The sequence below is a fragment of the Granulicella cerasi genome (assembly GCF_025685575.1).
Taxonomy (GTDB): Bacteria; Acidobacteriota; Terriglobia; order Terriglobales; family Acidobacteriaceae; genus Granulicella; species Granulicella cerasi.
The window spans coordinates 78206-94744 of sequence record NZ_JAGSYD010000005.1 but is presented as its reverse complement, the minus strand read 5'-3'; the positions used below and the strand labels follow the sequence as shown (position 1 = coordinate 94744).

Genomic DNA, 16539 nt, shown 5'->3' with positions numbered 1-16539 from the left:
GGCGAGGGGCCAGGGTTTATGGCCCAGAAAGGCGACGCGGAGAGCTATGGCTCTCCGCGTTTCTCGTTAGCGTTTGAGCGCTGCGATCTGGGGCAACCGGGGATTGTGGTTAGGCTTTGGTGTTGATGGAGAAGGCTTCGATCTTTGCGGCGAGGTCGGCCTTGGCGGTGTCGAGGGTGGATTGCTGCTGCTTGAGTGTGGCTTGCGTTGCGGCGATCTCGTCCTCGGTCTTGTTCAGGTCGCGGACGAAGCGCTCGCGGGAGGATTTGTCGGCGTTGGCGAGTGCGGTGATGTTCGCGCGTTGGCGGTCTTCGTCGGTGCGGAGCGCGTTGAGCTTGGCGTTGGTGGTGTCGACGGCGGTTTGGGCGTCGGCCATGCGGCGGCGAGCATCGAGGATCGGTTGTAGCGCGGATTCGAGCGCGGGGTCGTGATTGGTGGTGCTCAGGATGAACTGGAGTTGGTTATCGTCGGCGCGCGTGAGGTAGTAGGTGGAGTAGCTGGGACGGTTGGCGCCGATGTGGACGCGCTTGGTTTCACCGGGCGCGAGTTCGGTACGGAAGCGATAGACGGTTGGGGTGGTCTCGACGGGTTTCGGGTCGGATGAGCCGGCCTCGCTATCGAGCTTCCAACCGGGGACGACGGGGATCTCCGAGATGATGGTGCGTGCGGCGGGCGCGGCGTTGTGCAGCACGAGCGTGACCTCGTGCTGGTCGGCGTGATGGATGTTCAGCACGCCACGCGAGCCGCGTAAGAAGGTGATGTGGTTCGCGGATTTGTCGCCTTCGACGGTGGCGTGAACGGCTTGATCGGCAGCGTAGGAGAGCAGCCGCTTTTCGTCGGGGTGGATGGGGTCGAGGAGACCTTCGCCGGCGAAGTTGCCGGACTCGATGATGGTGAAGGAGCCGCGGTCGAGCGTGAGGCCGGAGGTGTTGGTGAGCCAAAGCGCGCGGAGCGGCTGTGAGGTGTAGCCGTTGCGGTAGCTGAGCAGCGTGACGGACTCCACGGGGAGCTTGGTCTGCAGGATCGGGACGAGTGCGGACTCGTTCTTGCGGATCGTGATCGGCTCGGAGAGGTTGTAGGCGAAGAAGTCGTCGAAGCCCTTGGCCTGTGTGTTGGGGGTGATGGAGGTGGAGGCCGATTCTTCGTAGGTGGGCGGAGGTGGTGGCGGCGCAGAAAGATAGCCGCCGGAGCCTGCTCCTATACCCGATCCTGATCCGTAGCCACCTGAGGCAGACATCATGACGCCTCCGGAACCGCCGCCAGCCATGCCAGCCATGCCGACAACGGAGCCGTGAGGCCTTGTCGGACCTGCGGGCATCTTCGCTCGTGCCATGGGTTCGATTCCATCAACTGTTACGCCCGCGGTGCCGGATTTGTCATCGATGTTTGAATCGAAGGTCTGTGGCGTGAGCTGGGCTTCCTGCGCGATGGGGATTTCGGGACGGCGGGTGTAGATGGGTTGCGAGAGCGGTTGGATGAAGCTCTGCGGCGCGCCGGCGATGAGCGAGAGATGGACGTTGATCCAGTCGGTGCCGGTGGTGTTGTCCACGACAGACCAGCCCTGCATGGTGGCCGTGGTGTTGTTGTCCGTGGTGAGGATCCGGTAGGTGGACTTCCAGACCGGGACCTCGGAGATGTAGCTGACGTGGAGCTCGCGCGAGCCGATGCCGTTGTCCGTAAGCGTGAGGTGGCGCAGGCCTTGCGAGCGGTTGGCGTCAAGAAGCTGCAGATAGCGCGTGACGTCGGTGTGGAGAGCGGTGTCGAGCAGGCGAACGCTGGTGGTGCCGGTGAGTTCGAAGGTGCGGACGGTGCCTTCGTCGCTGGCGATGGTGAGGAAGTATTTGTCGGCCGTCTTCGCGTCGTCTTTGGTGGGGATGCTGCGGACTTCGACGGAAAGGAGGCGGCCGGTGATGCTGGCTCCACCGGAGGTTACGGCCACTCGGGCTCCACGAATCGCCGCGTAGAAATCGGCGGCGCTGGGGTTGCTGTCGAGGTTCAGTGAGAGGGTTTTCAGCTGCTGCTCGAGCGGTGTGGCGGAGTTATAGCCTGCGCCGGAGATGCGTCCGCCGTTGAGGTCGATGGCGGTGAGCGATTGCAGGACGTCGTTGAGCTGCGAGTTGGTGAAGGGGATGGTGACCGAGGCATTGCCGCTGACGTGGCCCGAGAGTTCGAAGTAGCCGACGCCGTTCTTATAGAGCGAGACGTGCGTCACGGGGAGCGTCGTCTCTGAAGGCTTTTGGGCGTGGAGGCTGAGCGGGAGAAGAAGGAAGGGTGCGGCGAGGATGCGGCGCATGGGAGGGTTCCTTGTGGGGCTCGAATAGGTTGCTGCGGTGTTAGACACCGCGAGGGTGTGTTTTGTTACCGAAGGAGCCGCGAAACGCAGATCCCTCCCCTGTGGGAATGGCGGACAAGAGGCGGCCCGCATGGGTCGATGAACGAGAGATAAAGATGCATCACTGTGAAGACCGGCGGAGAGCGAAAAGTGTTCGCAGAATAGTCTGGACAGGTATGCTAGGGAGTCGATGAAGCGAATTGCGATATATCCCGGCACGTTCGACCCGCTGACGAACGGGCACCTCGATCTTGTGGCGCGCGGGTCAAAGCTGGTGGATGAGTTGGTGGTGGCGATTCTGCTGAACTCCGAGAAGGGCACGCCGCTGTTCACGGTGCCCGAGCGTGAGGAGATGATTCGCGCTTGTACGCAGGAGTTTGGTAATGTGCGCGTCGCGACCTTCGATGGCCTGATGGTGGACTTTGCGCGGTCGATCGGTGCGCGTGCGGTGATCCGCGGGATTCGCGCGATCTCGGATTACGAATATGAGTTTCAGATGGCGATGATGAATCGCCGTCTGTCGCCGGAGCTGGAGACGCTTTTCATGATGCCTGCGGAGAAGTACACCTACGTGAGCTCGCGCATGATCAAGGGCGTCGTGCAGCTTGGTGGAGATGTGACGGGGCTGGTGCCGCCGCTGGTGTTGGAGCGGTTGCGCAGTAAGGTTCCCGGTGCTGCGCATGAGTAACGCGTCGGCTACGAGTGCGCCACAAGCGATGAGCCTGAATGAGCAGTTTGGGCAGATCGACATCTATGTCTTCGACCAGATTTTGCGCGGAAACATTGTCGCGCCGATGACGGTGCTCGATGCGGGATGCGGCTATGGTCGCAACCTGGTGTACCTGCTGCGCGCGGGATGTAACGTGCTCGCGGTGGATGCGAATCCGGCGGGTGTGGCGCATGTGAAGGCATTGGCGGGGATGCTCGCACCCGCTCTGCCTGCGGAAAATTTCCGTGTGGCTGCGGTGGAGGCGATGCCGTTTGAGGATGGCGTCGCCGATGTGGTGATCTGCAACTCGGTGCTACATTTTGCGCGCGATGAGCAGCACTTTCTCGCGATGGTGGAAGAGCTTTGGCGATGTGTGAAGCCGGGCGGGATGTTGTTCTGCAGGCTCGGGTCGCGTATCGGCATGGAGTTCGAGCGGCTGCGCGGGAATGTGTTTCGCATTGGCGATGGCTCGGAGTGGTTTCTGGTGGATGAACTGTCGCTGATGAAGATGACCGAGGCCATGGATGCGCTGATGGTCGATCCGCTGAAGACGACGGTGGTGCAGGACCACCGGTGCATGACGACCTGGGTGCTGCGGAAGAAGCGGTAGGACGCTGCAAACCCCATGCTGGAGAGGACATCGCCTCGGTGCATAAGGCAGGCTGTATGCGCTTAGGGGATGTTCTTATCTCGCCAGAAGTTCATAGGCGCGGGGTAGTTTCGAGCGGGCAAATCTGAGAAACTACGTGTATGAGTTCAGCTACAGCATCGCGTAAGGTCCTTACTGACCGCATCAACCGTATTGAAGTTTCGGCCACGATGGCCATTACCGCCGAGGCGTTGAAGCTGAAGGCGCAGGGCATTGACCTGGCGGATTTTGGCGCCGGTGAGCCGCACTTCTCGACCCCGCAGCACATTAAGGACGCGGCGATCGAGGCGATCAACTCGAACTTCACGCGCTACACGGCCGTTGCAGGTATTCCGCAGGTACGTCAGGCGATCGTGGACCGTCACGCTTCGGACTTCAAGACGAACTACACGCCGGAAGAGTGCGTGTTCTCGGCTGGCGGTAAGCTGGCGATTTTCAACGCGGCGGAAGTGCTGATCGACCACGGCGATGAGGTCATCATCCCGACGCCGTTCTGGGTGAGCTACAAAGACATCGTCGAGTTCGTCGGCGGCAAGTGCGTGTTTGTCGAGACGAGCGAAGCGGACAACTTCCGCGTGACGAAGGAGATGATCGAAGCGGCGATCACGCCGAAGACGAAGGCGATCATTCTCAACTTCCCGTCGAACCCCTCGGGCGCGATCCTGCCGAAGGAAGATCTGTTCGACATCATCCGCTTGTGCCACGAGCGCGGCATCTACGCGCTGCTCGACGAGTGCTACGTGTACCTCGCTTTCGATGGCGACATCTACTCGGGTGCATCGCTGACCGAGTGCAAGGAGCACATCATCGTGCTCGGTTCGCTCTCGAAGACCTACGCGATGACCGGATGGCGCGCGGGTTTTGCGCTGGGACCGAAGCAGATTATCGGCGCGATGAGCAAGCTGCAGTCGCAGTCGACCTCGAACACGTCGAGCATCGTGCAGCGCGCTTCGATCGCTGCGCTGGCTTCGTCGCAGGAGTGCGTTGCGGTGATGCGCGAGGACTACATCAAGCTGCGTGACCGCGTGCTGGAAGGCTTCAAGACGATTCCTGGTCTGACGTGCACGGTGCCGCAGGGCGCGTTCTATGTGTACCCGAACATCAAGAACTTCTTGGGCAAGGGCGGCATCAACACGGCGTCTGAGATGGCGGCGAAGCTGCTCAGCGAAGCGCACATCGTGACCGTTCCGGGTGAGCCGTTCGGCACGAAGGAGCACATCCGCCTGTCGTATGCGGTGAGCGCCGACGTGATCGACAAGGGCATCGAGCGCCTGCGTACGTTCCTCGGCAACCTGAAGTAACTGTCTGGGCCCGGTCGCGAAGTTTCGTGGCCGGGCCCAACGCAGATACCCTTCGGACGACAATCAAAGAGACACATTATCCTGATGGGGATAACGAGGGGACGGGCGATCTGTCCCTTTTGTGTACTAGAAATTCGAACTCATCGCTGTGAGAATCAGTGCTTTAGGAGCGCAGGCCACGATGGCAAACACAAGCAAACCGGTTTTCGCGCCGGTGATTCTCGCAGGCGGAAGTGGAACCCGCTTCTGGCCACGCTCGCGACGCGCTCGTGCGAAGCAGGTACTCGCGCTTGAGGGCACGCGCACGATGATTCAGGACACGCTGGACCGTTTGCGTCTAGTGGCGGAGCCCTCGGCTACCTGGGTGATCACGAACGGCTGGTTGCGCGAGGTCATCGTCGAGCAGTTGCCCGAGGTGACGGGCGAGCATGTGGTCTCTGAACCTTGTGCGCGCAACACTGCGCCGGCGTGTGCGCTGGCTGCGTTTCTGCTGGAGCGTACCGCACCGGAGACGGTGCTGGGTGTGTTCCCGAGCGACCACGTGGTGGCGAATCCGAAGCGATTTGCCGAGGTACTGGCGAAGGGCATCGAGATTGCGGCTGCGGGCGAAAATATCGTCGTGCTGGGCGTGCCGCCGACGCGTCCTGAGACGGGTTATGGCTATATCGAGCAGGGTGCGTTGTACGAACGTGTGGAGCAGACAAAGGGCTTCGCGCCAATCTCCGTACATCGCGTGCGCCGCTTCCGAGAAAAGCCAGACCTGACGACCGCGGAGCGCTTTCTCGCTGCGGGTAACTTCGTTTGGAACGGTGGCATCTTTCTGTGGAGCGCGAAGACGCTGTGTGCGGCGATTCGCGAGTACACGCCAGAGATGGCGGAGCCGCTGGAGAAGATTGCGGCGGCGTATGGAACGCCGGAGTTTGAGAAGATTTTCGCGGCGGAATATCCGAAGTGCGAGAACATCTCGGTGGACTATGCGGTTCTTGAGCGACGTTCGGCTCGCGGTGAGCAGAAGGCAAATATCTTTTGCCTGCCTGCGGATTTTGGCTGGAACGATCTGGGCTCGTGGGCGTCGTTGTACGAGCATCGCGCGGAGCGCGAAGGCGACAACGTAATCGACGGTGGAACGACGGGCGTGTTTGCGATCCAGGCGACAGGCAACTACGTCTATGCACCGGGCAAGACGGTAGCGTTGCTGGGTGTCGATGATCTGGTGGTGGTCGAGACGGATGATGCCTTGTTGATCACGACGCTCGGACGCTCGCAGGACGTGAGTAAACTGGTTCGCGCGATCCACGAAGGTGGACGCGAAGATTTGATTTAGAAGAAGATGCGAGAGACGAGATTCGAGATGCGATGACGTGTCTCGGGTCTTTGCTTTTTTGAGAGAGATATTCGATGAGCGAAACGACTGTAGTGAAGTTTGGAACTGACGGCTGGCGCGGCATTATTGCCGACGACTTTACCTATGCCAATGTGCGCGTGGCAGCGCGAGCGATCGCTCACTACGTGATCGAGCAGGAAGACGCGAAGGCCGGTGTTTGCATCGGTTATGACACGCGCTTTGGGTCGAAGTCGTTCGCGAAGGTCGTGGCGGATGTACTCGCGGATGCGGGTATCCCGGTGACGCTGGGCAACAAGGTGACGCCGACGCCGGAGCTGTCGTTTGCGGTGCGCGGACGCAAGGCTGCGGGCGGCGTGATGATCACGTCGAGCCACAACCCGGCCGAGTGGAACGGTGTGAAGTACAAGGCCAGCTACGGTGGCTCGGGCTCGCCGAAGATCATCAAGGCGATCGAAAGCTACTTGCTGAAGCCGCTGGCCGACGCGCCTGCGAAGGCGAAGATCGAGGAAGTTGATTTCTCGCCGGAGTACATTGCTGCGCTCGAATCGTTTGTCGATCTGAAGGCGATCAAGGAGAGCGGCTACAAGTTCCTGATCGACACGATGTATGGAGCAGGCAAGGGATATCTCGCCGGCATCTTCACGCGTGCCGGGATCCCATTTGTAGAGTTCCGCTCGGAGTGGAACCCGGCGTTTCCGGGGATCAATCCGGAGCCGATTCTTCCGCACATCGCGCCGACGCAGAAGGCTGTGGTCGAGAACAAGTGCGATGCCGGTTTGATCACAGACGGCGATGCGGACCGCATTGGCGCGGTGGATGAGAACGGCAATGTCGTGGACGCGCACAAGGTCTTTGCGGTGATCCTCGAGTGGCTGCTGAAGCGCAAGGGATGGCCGGGCGATGTGACGCGCGCGTTCAACACGACGAAGATGCTCGACCGCATCGCGGCGAAGTATGGCCGCAAGCTGCATGAGCATGGCATCGGCTTCAAATTTGTGTGCGACCTGATGCTGGAGCAGGAGATTCTCGTCGGTGGCGAGGAGTCGGGCGGGATCGGCATCTCCAAGCATCTGCCGGAGCGCGATGGCTTGCTGAACAGTCTGTTGATCGCGAACGTCATGGCCGACGAGAAGAAGACACTCGGCGAGCTGGTTGCGGCGCTGCAGGAAGAGTACGGCGAGCACCAGTACGGTCGCGTGGACATGCACATCGCCAACGATGTGAAGGAGTCGGCGATCGCTCGTGCGAAGGCCGGCGTGAGCGAGATTGCTGGCCTCAAGGTGTTGCGCACGGAAGACCTCGACGGCATCAAGTTCTATCTCGACAACCCGACGTGCGTGGGCAAGCCGAACGCTGCGGAGACGTGGCTACTGCTGCGGGCGAGCGGCACCGAGCCGTTGCTGCGCGTGTACTGCGAGAGCTGCTCGCAGCAGAGCGTGCAGCAGGTGTTGGCGGCGGCGCAGAAGTTTGTGTTGGAAGGGTAGTGGCGGTTCGCTGCGTTGATTGACATGGCGAGCATCCTGCAAACCCAGGTCTCAAAAGCGAGACCTGGGGCACCCGGTTTGTGGTGATTCGAAAATTGAGGGGGCTGATCTTCGAGAGGGGTCGGCCTCTCTTCACATCAGCTCTTCGGGGCAAAGGCAGGTTGTAGTGGCGAGTTTCGAAGCGGCGGCGTTGTTGTTTGATATGGACGGCGTGCTGCTGTCGTCGATTGCCAGCGCCGAGCGCTGCTGGAAGCTCTGGGCCAAGCATTACGAGCTGCCGAACTGGGAGACGTTCACGATTCCGCATGGCGTGCGCGCGATCGACATCGTGAAGATGTCCGCGCCGTGGATCGATGCCGACGAAGGCCTGCGCGTCATTGAAGATATGGAGATCGCGGACGTCGCCGATGTGAAGGTGCTGCCGGGTGCGGCTGCGTTGCTGGCGAGTTTGCCGGAGGGCCGTTGGACGATCGTGACCTCCGCGAGCAAGCGGCTGATGGAAGCGCGCGTGAAGGCTGCGGGGTTGCCGCTGCCGCCGCGCTTCATCACTGCGAACGATGTGGTGAAGGGCAAGCCTGATCCGGAGCCGTATCGCAAAGGCGCGGAGCTGTTGGGGTTTGATCCGGCGCAGTGTGTGGTGGTGGAGGATGCGCCAAGCGGCATCAAGGCCGGTCATGGCGCGGGTGCACGAGTGCTGGGTGTGGTGACGTCGCACACAGCCGAGCAGGTCCATGAGGCGCGTGCGGACTGGGTGGTGCAGTCGCTCGCAGATGTGAAGCTGATTGAATGCGTCGGGGCGTTGATGGAGTTCACGGCCGCTACGGTGTAGCTGAGATTGAGTGGAGGCGGGGACGGGGCTCGGCCCCGTCCTTCTGCTTTTGCGGTCGGCCTGCATGGGGCAGAGGTCGAGAACTTCCGAAATCCCGCGTGATCCATGCGGCCTTCAGCCCGCAGTTTTCAGCCTTTAGATTTGAGCTGCGAGTAAAGACTCTACGCGGCGGAGGTCGTCTTCTGTGTCCACGCCGACGGTGTCGTGCGCGGTCTCGGAGACGTACAGCGCAAGGCCGTTTTCGAGGAGGCGTAGTTGCTCGAGGCGCTCGGTGAGCTCGAGCGGCGAGGGCGCGAGCGACGCGAAGGCCTTCAGCGCGGCGGCGCGGTAGGCGTAGAGGCCGAGGTGCTTGAAGTAGGGCACGGAGCCGGTGGCATCGCGGTCGAAGGGGATGGCCGCGCGCGAGAAGTAGAGCGCGCGGCCGTCTCGGGCGGTGACGACCTTGACGGCGTTCGGGTTCGCGATGTTCTCCGGCGTGCAGAGGACTTTGAGCGTGGTGACGTCGACGTGCGACTGCGCGAAGGGTGCGAGCAGCGCGGAGATGTGGTCGGGGCGGAGCAGCGGCTCGTCGCCCTGGACGTTGACGTAGATGTCGGCAGGAAGTTCCTGCGCGATGGCGTGCAGGCGATCTGTGCCGGAGGGCAACTCGGGCGAGGTCATGCGGAAGGGCCAACCGCGAGATTCGCAGAGCGCTGCGACTTCGGGCGAGTCAACTGCGATGACGACATCGGTGAACTCGGGGCAGCGGCGGGCAGCTTGGTAGACCCAATGGAGGAGTGGCTGACCTGCGATTTCGCGCAGAACCTTGCGCGGCAGGCGGGTGGAGGCGAGGCGGGCAGGGATAACGCCGAGAACGGTCACTCGGGCTTCAACTCAATGTTCTTGTTGCGGCGATATTGGTAGACGGCCACAAGAATCGCGACGAGAAGCACGAGGGCAAGCACACCTGCGACGACGTAGAGTGTCGTGAGCCAGGGCTGAAGCTTGCAGACAATACCGTCGGCGGAGTCTTTGCAGGGCTCTGCGAGGGCGATGGCCGAAGCGAGCAGCGTGCGGGTTAGGAAGGCTCGGGCCAAGGCGTCTGCAATGAAGTTGTGAGGGGTTATTGGTGGCGGTGAGTGGAATCGAACCACTGACCTACGGGTTATGAGTCCGTCGCTCTAACCATCTGAGCTACACCGCCGGGGATGCCGCGCTTCCAGCGGTAATCCGCGAACCAGCGACTTAGCTATTCTAAGCGGGATGGGCGTGGGTTGCAAGGTGCGTGGTGGATAACCTTGGCCTCCCTTGATGAGTTGACGAAGATTCCTTCGGGTGAGGACCAAGAAAAGAGTGAGCGCGGGATGCGCGGCTCACCGCGAAGTATCCTTTTCGTGTGCGGTGCGTCTACACTGTGTCGACTGGTAGTTTTCTGGTATTGGAGTGAGTCTGCCGTATATGCCGAAGAGCGCAAAGCTGGGTTTGCTGGCTGTTTCCGTGGTGGTAGTACTGGGCCTGTTTGTGGGTGCGAACTTTCATGGCGTGAGCGCGGCTTCTGACGCGCCGCAGGAAGGTGCCTACCGCCAGATCAACGTGTACAGCGAGGTGCTGCAGCACATCCAGAACGACTATGTGGAAGAGCCGAACATGGGCAAGGTGACGCACGGTGCGTTGCGCGGCCTGCTGGAGTCGCTGGACCCGGACTCGAGCTACCTTTCGCCTGCAGACTACAAGACGTGGAAGGACGCGAAGGCTGGCAAGGCCCAGGTGGGTATTGTGCCTTCGAAGCGCTTTGGCTATGCAACGGTCGTAAGCGTGGTTCCGGGATCGCCTGCGGACAAGGCGAACATCACGGACGGCGACATCATCGAGGCCATCGACGGCAAGGACACACGCGATATCCCGCTGGCGATGATCCAGCTGATGATGGCGGGTGCGCCGGGTTCCGAGCTGAAGCTGGCGGTGTTGCGTCCTCGCTCGGCAAAGCCGGATGCGCTGAAGTTGAACCGCGTGGTGGTGGTTGAGCCGGCGCCGACCGATACCTGGTATGAGAACAATTCGATCCTCTATCTGAAGCCTGAAACGCTCGATAAGGACCATGTTTCATACATCGAGAGCAAGCTGAAGGGCGCGTCAAAGCAGCCGGGCAAGAAGGTCTTGCTCGACCTGCGCGATGTGGCGAGCGGCGAGATGAGCGAGGGTGTTCGTCTGGCGAACTTCTTCCTCGCCTCCGGTACGATTGCGACGCTCGAAGGCCAGAAGTTCGAGAAGCAGACGTTCTCGGCAGAAGGTTCGAAGACGATTAATGCGAAGTCGCCGGTAGTGGTTCTGGTGAACCATGGCACGGCAGGCGCGGCGGAGATCGTCGCTGCAGCGCTGGCGGACAACAAGCGCGCCGATGTAGTGGGTTCGCGCACGTTTGGTCAGGGCACGCAGGCGAAGACGTTTGAGATGCCCGATGGCGGTGCGCTCATTCTGTCGATCGCAAAGTATGTGTCGCCGGACGGCAAGAAGTTCGAGGACGACGGCGTAACACCTGCGACGTTGGTCGAGAACACGACGCCGGATGACGACGATGCGGCAGATGACTCGGCTCCGAAGCCGGCGACACCCGTGAACTCGACGAAGAAGAAGCCGAAGATGGTCGATGACCAGCTGACCAAGGCCCTCGAGATGCTGAAGGCGAAGACGGCGTAAGAGCAGGCTTTAGGGTGTAGGGCTTAGGGTATAGAAGACGGTCGGCGGGGAGAGATTGAACTCTTCCCGCCGCATTTCGTTCGGGGCGGTATCTTCTGGTGTGGGTCTTGAGTTACGGGTCTTAGCCGTGAAGCACCTGTCACGCAACGCTGTCCCCTAAACCCTGGCCTCTGCGTGGTAAGGTGGAGCTTGCCGTGACCGTGACCCGACAGCCAGCGACCAGGCGCCGAGTGCCTGCAGAGACTCCCGTGACGAAGGGTGCTTTGTGGCGGGCGATGCGGTCTTTCCCCTTCAAGGAACCCGAGTTCCGTTCGCGCAAAATCGCCGCGAAGGCCTCGTTCTGGCTGCTGATCGGAGCCTCGGCGGTGTTCGGCATCATGGTCGGCCTGATGTTGACCTACTCGGTCAACCTTCCGCAGATGGCGGACCTCGAGCGCTATCGCCCGAGCACAACGACGGAGCTGCTGGACGTGCATGGGCGCGTCTTTGGTTCGTTTGCGCTGGAGCGCCGCGTGGTGGTGCCGTACTCGGAGTTTCCGCCGGTGCTGCGCGACGCCATCCTGTCGATCGAAGACAAGAACTTCATGAGCAACAGTGGCGTGAACCTGATTCGCGTGGTGGGTGCAGCGTGGAAGGATTTGCACTCCAAGCAGCGGTCGCAGGGAGCGTCGACGTTGACGATGCAGCTGGCGAGAAACCTGTTCCTTTCGAGCGAGAAGACCTACGGGCGCAAGCTGCAGGAGATCTTCCTGACGCTGCAGATCGAGCGCCACTTTACGAAGGCGCAGATCTTCTCGCTTTATGCGAACCAGATTTACCTGGGGCGTGGAACCTACGGGTTTGAGGCCGGCTCCGAATACTACTTTTCAAAGCATGCGCGCGACCTGACGCTGGCCGAAGCGGCCACGCTCGCGGGTTTGCCGAAGGGGCCGGAGGAGTACTCACCGGTGCGGCATCCGGAGCGTGCCTTGCGTCGCCGCAACCTTGTACTGGCGGAGATGTATGAGGACAAGCGCATCACGGCGGCGCAGTATAGCGAGGCGAAGCGTCAGCCGTTGGGGCTGAATCTTGAGCCGCCGCCGTCGGCGTCGGAGGCTCCGTACTTCATCGAGGAAGTGCGTCGTCAGCTTGAGCGCGAGTATGGCGCGGAAGAGGTGCATGGCGCGGGGTTGAAGGTTTACACGACGCTCGACCTCGACGCGCAGCGCGCAGCGAACAAGGCTCTGCTGGACGATCTGGCAGCGTATGAGCGTCGGCGCGGATGGAAGTCGAAGCTGCAGAATGTGTTGACCAGCGGCGCAGACCTCAACAGCTACAAACACCCTGACTGGAACACGCCGATTGCGGTGGGAACATACTTCCACGCGCTGGTGATGGAGGTTGCGCCGACGCGTATGGTGGTGCGTGTGGGGCGAGTGCAGTCCACGATGGAGCCCGCAGACTGGGTGTGGACGCAGAAGTTGAAGGCGACTGAGATCGCGAAGCCGGGCGACATCGTTTACGTGAAGGTGGCGACGGCTGGCGCGACGCCGCGCTTCCTGCTGGAGCAGGACTCGGGCGCGCAGGGCGCATTTATGGCCGTGAACAACGCCAACGGCGAAGTGATGGCGATGATTGGCGGACGCGATTTCGAGGTCAGCCAATTCAACCGCGCAACGCAAGCGCAACGCCAGACGGGATCCTCGTTCAAGCCGTATGACTACACCGCCGCGATGGAAGCGGGGATGAAGCCGACGGACACCGTGCTGGATGCTCCGGCGAGCTTCTACACGCCGAACGGACCGTATACGCCGCACAACTACGAAGCGGACTGGCGCGGTCCGATGTCGTTGACGGAGGCGTTTGCAGAGTCGCGCAATATTCCGGCGTTGCGATTGGCGGACAAGGTTGGCATCAGGAAGGTGATTGAGGTCGCGCGCCGATTCGGCGTGACCTCGCCGCTTCCCAACTTCCTGCCGGTGGCGATCGGTGCGGCCGGCATTACGCTGAGCGAACAGGTGGCTTCATACAGCGTCTTCCCGAACGATGGCATTCGCATTCAGCCGCATTACATTCGCCGCATTGTGCAGGCGGATGGGCTGCCGCTCGAGCAGAAGACGCCCGAGGTGAAGGAAGTGATCACCGTCGATATCGCGCGCAAGATGATGGTGCTGCTGGAGGCGGTGACGAGCCACGGTACGGCCGCGACGGTTTCGCAGATGCACCATGCGTTCGGCGGCAAGACGGGCACGACGAACAGCTTCACGGACGCGTGGTTCCTGGGCTTTTCGCCTTCGGTGACGGCGGGTGTGTGGGTTGGATTCGATAATCCTTCGCAGACGCTGGGCGATAAGGAGACGGGCGCTCGTGCGGCACTGCCAGCCTGGATCGACTTCATGAAGGTCGCGACGGCAAGCGTGCCGAACGAGCAGTTTGCCCGCTACGACGCCCCGAAGAAGCAGCTTGACGTGCAGGTGACGCCGAACGCGACGTCGGCTCCTGCAGCGCCGAAAAAGCCAGCTGAAGCGGATGATGATTCCGACGACAGCGATGACGACACGCCGAAGCCCGCGGCTCCGGCGAAGGTGACGGCCGCGCCTGCGGTCTCGGCATCGGAGAGCGATGACGGGCACCCTACGCCGGTGGTGAAGTGGAATACGATGCCTGCTGCCGCGAAGCCTGCAACCGGTGCGGCGAGGCCGGTGGTGAAGGCTCCCGTGGCCGCCGGGCCGCCGAAGAGTGGGGCGAAGCAGTAGGGTGAAGTACTCGGTCGATCCGCTGTTTGTGAAGCGTACGGCGAAGTTTTCCCCGTGCCGCCTGTATCGCTACACGCTGGACATCGTGTGGGACGAGTCGCTGCCGATGGCCGCGTTCATCGGGCTGAATCCCTCGACTGCGGATGAGTTTCAGGATGATCCCACGGTGCGTCGTTGCCGCGGCTTTGCCGAGCGTGAGGGTTGTGGCGGGATGCGGATGCTGAACATCTTCGGCTATCGTGCGACGGACCCGAAGGTGATGCTGGCGATCGAAGACCCGGTCGGGGTGGGGAATGTATTGCACAAGCTGATTGCGCCGATTGCGGGGCCGCGCATTGCGTGCTGGGGCTCGCATGGGATGCATCTCGGGCGCGGGGCCGCGGTCGCAGCGAAGATTCCGGGACTGATGTGCTTTGGCTGGAACGCGAACGGGATGCCGAAACATCCGCTGTACCTGCGGGCCGATGCGAAGCTGTTGCCGATGCCGTAGATCGCTGGATGGTGCATCCAGTGTGTCAGGGATTCAGAAGGTCAGTTGGTCAGGAAGACATCGGAGTGCCAGGGTCCAGCGGGCCAGATTCCAATAGACGCAGATCCCCTTTCGGGGGGATAAGTATGTTGAGAGCTAAAGCGAAAGCACGTCGCAGAGCGCGAAGAAGCGATTGGCTTTAGCGACGTCGCGGCCGATCTGCTGCTTGAGGAGGTCAGGGCTGTCGAACCTGCGCTCTTCGCGAAGGCGATGGAGAAAGGTGAGCTCCAGCGGCGTTTCTTCCGTCAACGCGATGGGTTCGAAGCCGAAGAGGTAGCTCTCGACGGCGAAGCTGTCCGCGCCGAAGGTGGGGCGGTTGCCCGCGTTGGTGACGCCGCGGAAGAGGCGCGCGTCGGGGCCTTCGCCGATGCGGAGGGTCGTGACGTAGACGCCGTTGGCGGGGAGCAGGTCGGCGTACGGTGCTATGTTGATCGTCGGCACGGCGTACCTGGTGCCGTAGCCGCGACCGCTTGCGGGTGTGGAACGCACGGCGAAGTTGTAACCGAGGAGCGCGCGCGCTTCGGCGAGATGGCCTTCGCGGAGCAGCGTGCGGATGCGGCTGGAGGAGATGGGCGCGCCGCGCAGGATGAGCGGCTGGTAGGCGTGGACGGTGAATCCGAGGTCGTTGCCGAGCTGCGCGAGGGAGTGGATGTCGGCCTCGGCGTCGTGGCCGAAGCGGAAATTCTCGCCTTCGTGGACCTCGAGCGCGCGGAGACCCTCTTGCAGATACTGCTCGGCGAATTGGCGCGCGGTGGTGAGGCGCAGTGTGTCGTCGAAGGGCAGCACAAGCGTGGCGTCGAGGCCGGTGAGCGCGAGGCGGCGAAGTTTTTCAGCGGTAGGCGTGATGAGGCGTGTGCGCGGCTCAGGGCGCAGAATGTGTGACGGGTGCGGATCGAAGGTGACGGCGACGGCGAGCGCGTTGAGCTGCTCGGCGCGGGCGCGGAGGTTCGCGATGACCATCTGGTGGCCGCGGTGGACGCCGTCGAAGTTGCCGATGGTGACGACAGTGCGCTGGGCTTTCCCGTTAGAAGCGGCGAGCGCGGAGCGGAGGTCGTCGAGGGAGTGGAAGATCTTCATGTGATTCGAGTCTTACGTTGCGAGTGACGAGTTGCGGGTTGAACCTAGCCCGCCATGATGTCGAATTCGAGCTTGAGGCCGTCGTGGGCGAGGCGGATGTAGGGCGGAAGTTCGGCGTTGACGGTGTCGTGATCGAGATCGTGGGAGATGTGGGTGAAAAAGGCGCGCTTGGGACGTAGCTCTTCGACGAGGGCGACGGACTTTGCCAGATGCGCGTGCGAAGGATGAGGCTCGCGGCGCAGAGCGTCCAGAATGAGGATGTCGAGGTCTTCAAGCAATGGTTTAGCTTCTGATGGGATGTCGCTCATGTCTGTGAGGTACGCCGCAGAGCCGAAGCGGTACCCGGTGATGGTGTGTCGGCCATGCGTGACCGGCACGCGGAGGAACTCGGCTCCGAAGAGCGGGATGCGCGCGCCGGTGGTGGTGGGGATGCGGTTCATCTCCACGCGGGCGGAGGTAGGGTAGCGATCAATCTTGCGGAAGGTGTACTCGAAGACGCGCTCGATGACCGGGGCGGTGGCGTTGTCAGCGAAGAGCGGCAGGCCGTCAGGCTTGCCGAAACTCAGGGGGCGAAGATCGTCCATGCCGAGGATGTGGTCGGCGTGGCCGTGGGTGTAGAGCACGGCGTCGACGCTGTTGATGCGCTCGCGGACGGCCTGGGTGTGAAAGTCGGGGCCGGAGTCTATGAGGACGGTGTGGTCGTTGAAGCTGATGGCGGCCGAGCAGCGGGTTCGGCGGTTGGGTGAGCCGGGGTTATAGGCGTCCTGACACACCGCGCACGGGCACCCGAGCGTGGGAACGCCCATGCTGGTGCCGGTGCCGAGGAATGTGAGGGTCGCTTGCATGGAAAGGCAGTGAAAAGTGTTAAGTCGT

The 16539-nt window shown here is 62.0% G+C and carries 14 protein-coding genes and 1 tRNA gene; 9 read left to right on the top strand and 6 right to left on the bottom strand.

Going from position 1 to position 16539, the window contains the following annotated elements; all coding sequences use genetic code 11:
* Positions 1-109: 109 nt before the first annotated feature.
* Positions 110-2293 carry a DUF4139 domain-containing protein gene (locus OHL11_RS15555; protein WP_263372456.1) on the bottom strand — a complete coding sequence of 728 codons (2184 nt, stop codon included), beginning with the start codon at positions 2291-2293 and terminating at the stop codon, positions 110-112.
* A gap of 229 nt (positions 2294-2522) precedes the next feature.
* Between OHL11_RS15555 and coaD the strand changes: the two genes are divergently transcribed.
* The 6 genes from coaD (at position 2523) to OHL11_RS15525 (ending at position 8649) form a co-directional block, all read left to right on the top strand.
* The gene (coaD, locus tag OHL11_RS15550; protein ID WP_263372455.1) at positions 2523-3020 is read left to right on the top strand and encodes a pantetheine-phosphate adenylyltransferase; all 498 of its coding nucleotides are present in this window, start codon (positions 2523-2525) and stop codon (positions 3018-3020) included.
* On the top strand, positions 3013-3651 hold the full coding sequence (locus tag OHL11_RS15545) for a class I SAM-dependent methyltransferase (RefSeq protein ID WP_263372454.1): 639 nt from the start codon (positions 3013-3015) through the stop codon (positions 3649-3651). Before coaD ends, OHL11_RS15545 begins: the two co-directional genes overlap by 8 nt.
* Positions 3652-3791: 140 nt before the next feature.
* On the top strand, positions 3792-4991 hold the full coding sequence (locus tag OHL11_RS15540) for a pyridoxal phosphate-dependent aminotransferase (protein WP_263372453.1): 1200 nt from the start codon (positions 3792-3794) through the stop codon (positions 4989-4991).
* 181 nt (positions 4992-5172) lie between these two features.
* The gene (locus OHL11_RS15535) at positions 5173-6315 is read left to right on the top strand and encodes a mannose-1-phosphate guanylyltransferase (protein ID WP_263372452.1); all 1143 of its coding nucleotides are present in this window, start codon (positions 5173-5175) and stop codon (positions 6313-6315) included.
* A 74-nt stretch (positions 6316-6389) separates the two neighbouring features.
* Positions 6390-7820, top strand: coding sequence for a phosphoglucomutase/phosphomannomutase family protein (locus tag OHL11_RS15530; protein ID WP_263372451.1), 1431 nt, complete (start codon positions 6390-6392; stop codon positions 7818-7820).
* Positions 7821-7986: 166 nt separating this feature from the next.
* Positions 7987-8649, top strand: a complete 663-nt coding sequence (locus tag OHL11_RS15525; protein WP_263372450.1) for an HAD-IA family hydrolase — start codon at positions 7987-7989, stop codon at positions 8647-8649.
* A 135-nt stretch (positions 8650-8784) separates the two neighbouring features.
* On the opposite strand, the gene kdsB is transcribed toward OHL11_RS15525, so the two are convergent.
* From kdsB to OHL11_RS15510, 3 genes are all read right to left on the bottom strand, one after another.
* Positions 8785-9510 carry a 3-deoxy-manno-octulosonate cytidylyltransferase gene (kdsB, locus tag OHL11_RS15520; RefSeq protein ID WP_263372449.1) on the bottom strand — a complete coding sequence of 242 codons (726 nt, stop codon included), beginning with the start codon at positions 9508-9510 and terminating at the stop codon, positions 8785-8787.
* Entirely contained in the window at positions 9507-9725 is a 219-nt protein-coding gene (locus OHL11_RS15515; protein ID WP_263372448.1) for a hypothetical protein, read from the bottom strand. The genes kdsB and OHL11_RS15515 overlap by 4 nt, the downstream gene beginning before the upstream one ends.
* A 30-nt stretch (positions 9726-9755) precedes the next feature.
* A tRNA-Met gene (locus OHL11_RS15510) sits at positions 9756-9832 on the bottom strand.
* Positions 9833-10086: 254 nt separating this feature from the next.
* Here OHL11_RS15510 and OHL11_RS15505 point away from each other — a divergent pair.
* From OHL11_RS15505 to OHL11_RS15495, 3 genes are all read left to right on the top strand, one after another.
* On the top strand, positions 10087-11325 hold the full coding sequence (locus OHL11_RS15505; RefSeq protein ID WP_263372447.1) for a S41 family peptidase: 1239 nt from the start codon (positions 10087-10089) through the stop codon (positions 11323-11325).
* 275 nt (positions 11326-11600) lie between these two features.
* Positions 11601-14060, top strand: a complete 2460-nt coding sequence (locus OHL11_RS15500) for a penicillin-binding protein 1A (RefSeq protein WP_263372446.1) — start codon at positions 11601-11603, stop codon at positions 14058-14060.
* 1 nt (position 14061) lies between these two features.
* Positions 14062-14550 (top strand): DUF1643 domain-containing protein, encoded by a 489-nt coding sequence (locus OHL11_RS15495; RefSeq protein WP_263372445.1) that lies wholly within the window; start codon positions 14062-14064, stop codon positions 14548-14550.
* A gap of 135 nt (positions 14551-14685) precedes the next feature.
* On the opposite strand, the gene ribF is transcribed toward OHL11_RS15495, so the two are convergent.
* Complete coding sequence (ribF, locus tag OHL11_RS15490; protein WP_263372444.1) at positions 14686-15666, bottom strand: riboflavin biosynthesis protein RibF; 981 nt, start codon at positions 15664-15666, stop codon at positions 14686-14688.
* Between the two features lie 44 nt (positions 15667-15710).
* Positions 15711-16511 carry an MBL fold metallo-hydrolase gene (locus OHL11_RS15485; RefSeq protein WP_263372443.1) on the bottom strand — a complete coding sequence of 267 codons (801 nt, stop codon included), beginning with the start codon at positions 16509-16511 and terminating at the stop codon, positions 15711-15713.
* Positions 16512-16539: the final 28 nt, after the last annotated feature.

Excerpts from the sequence above, each read along its gene's own strand:
- OHL11_RS15505 (WP_263372447.1), top strand. The coding sequence starts at position 10,087 with ATGCCGAAGAGCGCAAAGCTGGGTTTGCTGGCTGTTTCCGTGGTGGTA.
- ribF (WP_263372444.1), bottom strand. The coding sequence starts at position 15,666 with ATGAAGATCTTCCACTCCCTCGACGACCTCCGCTCCGCGCTCGCCGCT.
- OHL11_RS15485 (WP_263372443.1), bottom strand. The coding sequence starts at position 16,511 with ATGCAAGCGACCCTCACATTCCTCGGCACCGGCACCAGCATGGGCGTT.
- coaD (WP_263372455.1), top strand. The coding sequence starts at position 2,523 with ATGAAGCGAATTGCGATATATCCCGGCACGTTCGACCCGCTGACGAAC.
- OHL11_RS15530 (WP_263372451.1), top strand. The coding sequence starts at position 6,390 with ATGAGCGAAACGACTGTAGTGAAGTTTGGAACTGACGGCTGGCGCGGC.
- OHL11_RS15535 (WP_263372452.1), top strand. The coding sequence starts at position 5,173 with ATGGCAAACACAAGCAAACCGGTTTTCGCGCCGGTGATTCTCGCAGGC.
- OHL11_RS15540 (WP_263372453.1), top strand. The coding sequence starts at position 3,792 with ATGAGTTCAGCTACAGCATCGCGTAAGGTCCTTACTGACCGCATCAAC.
- OHL11_RS15555 (WP_263372456.1), bottom strand. The coding sequence starts at position 2,293 with ATGCGCCGCATCCTCGCCGCACCCTTCCTTCTTCTCCCGCTCAGCCTC.
- OHL11_RS15500 (WP_263372446.1), top strand. The coding sequence starts at position 11,601 with ATGCGGTCTTTCCCCTTCAAGGAACCCGAGTTCCGTTCGCGCAAAATC.
- OHL11_RS15545 (WP_263372454.1), top strand. The coding sequence starts at position 3,013 with ATGAGTAACGCGTCGGCTACGAGTGCGCCACAAGCGATGAGCCTGAAT.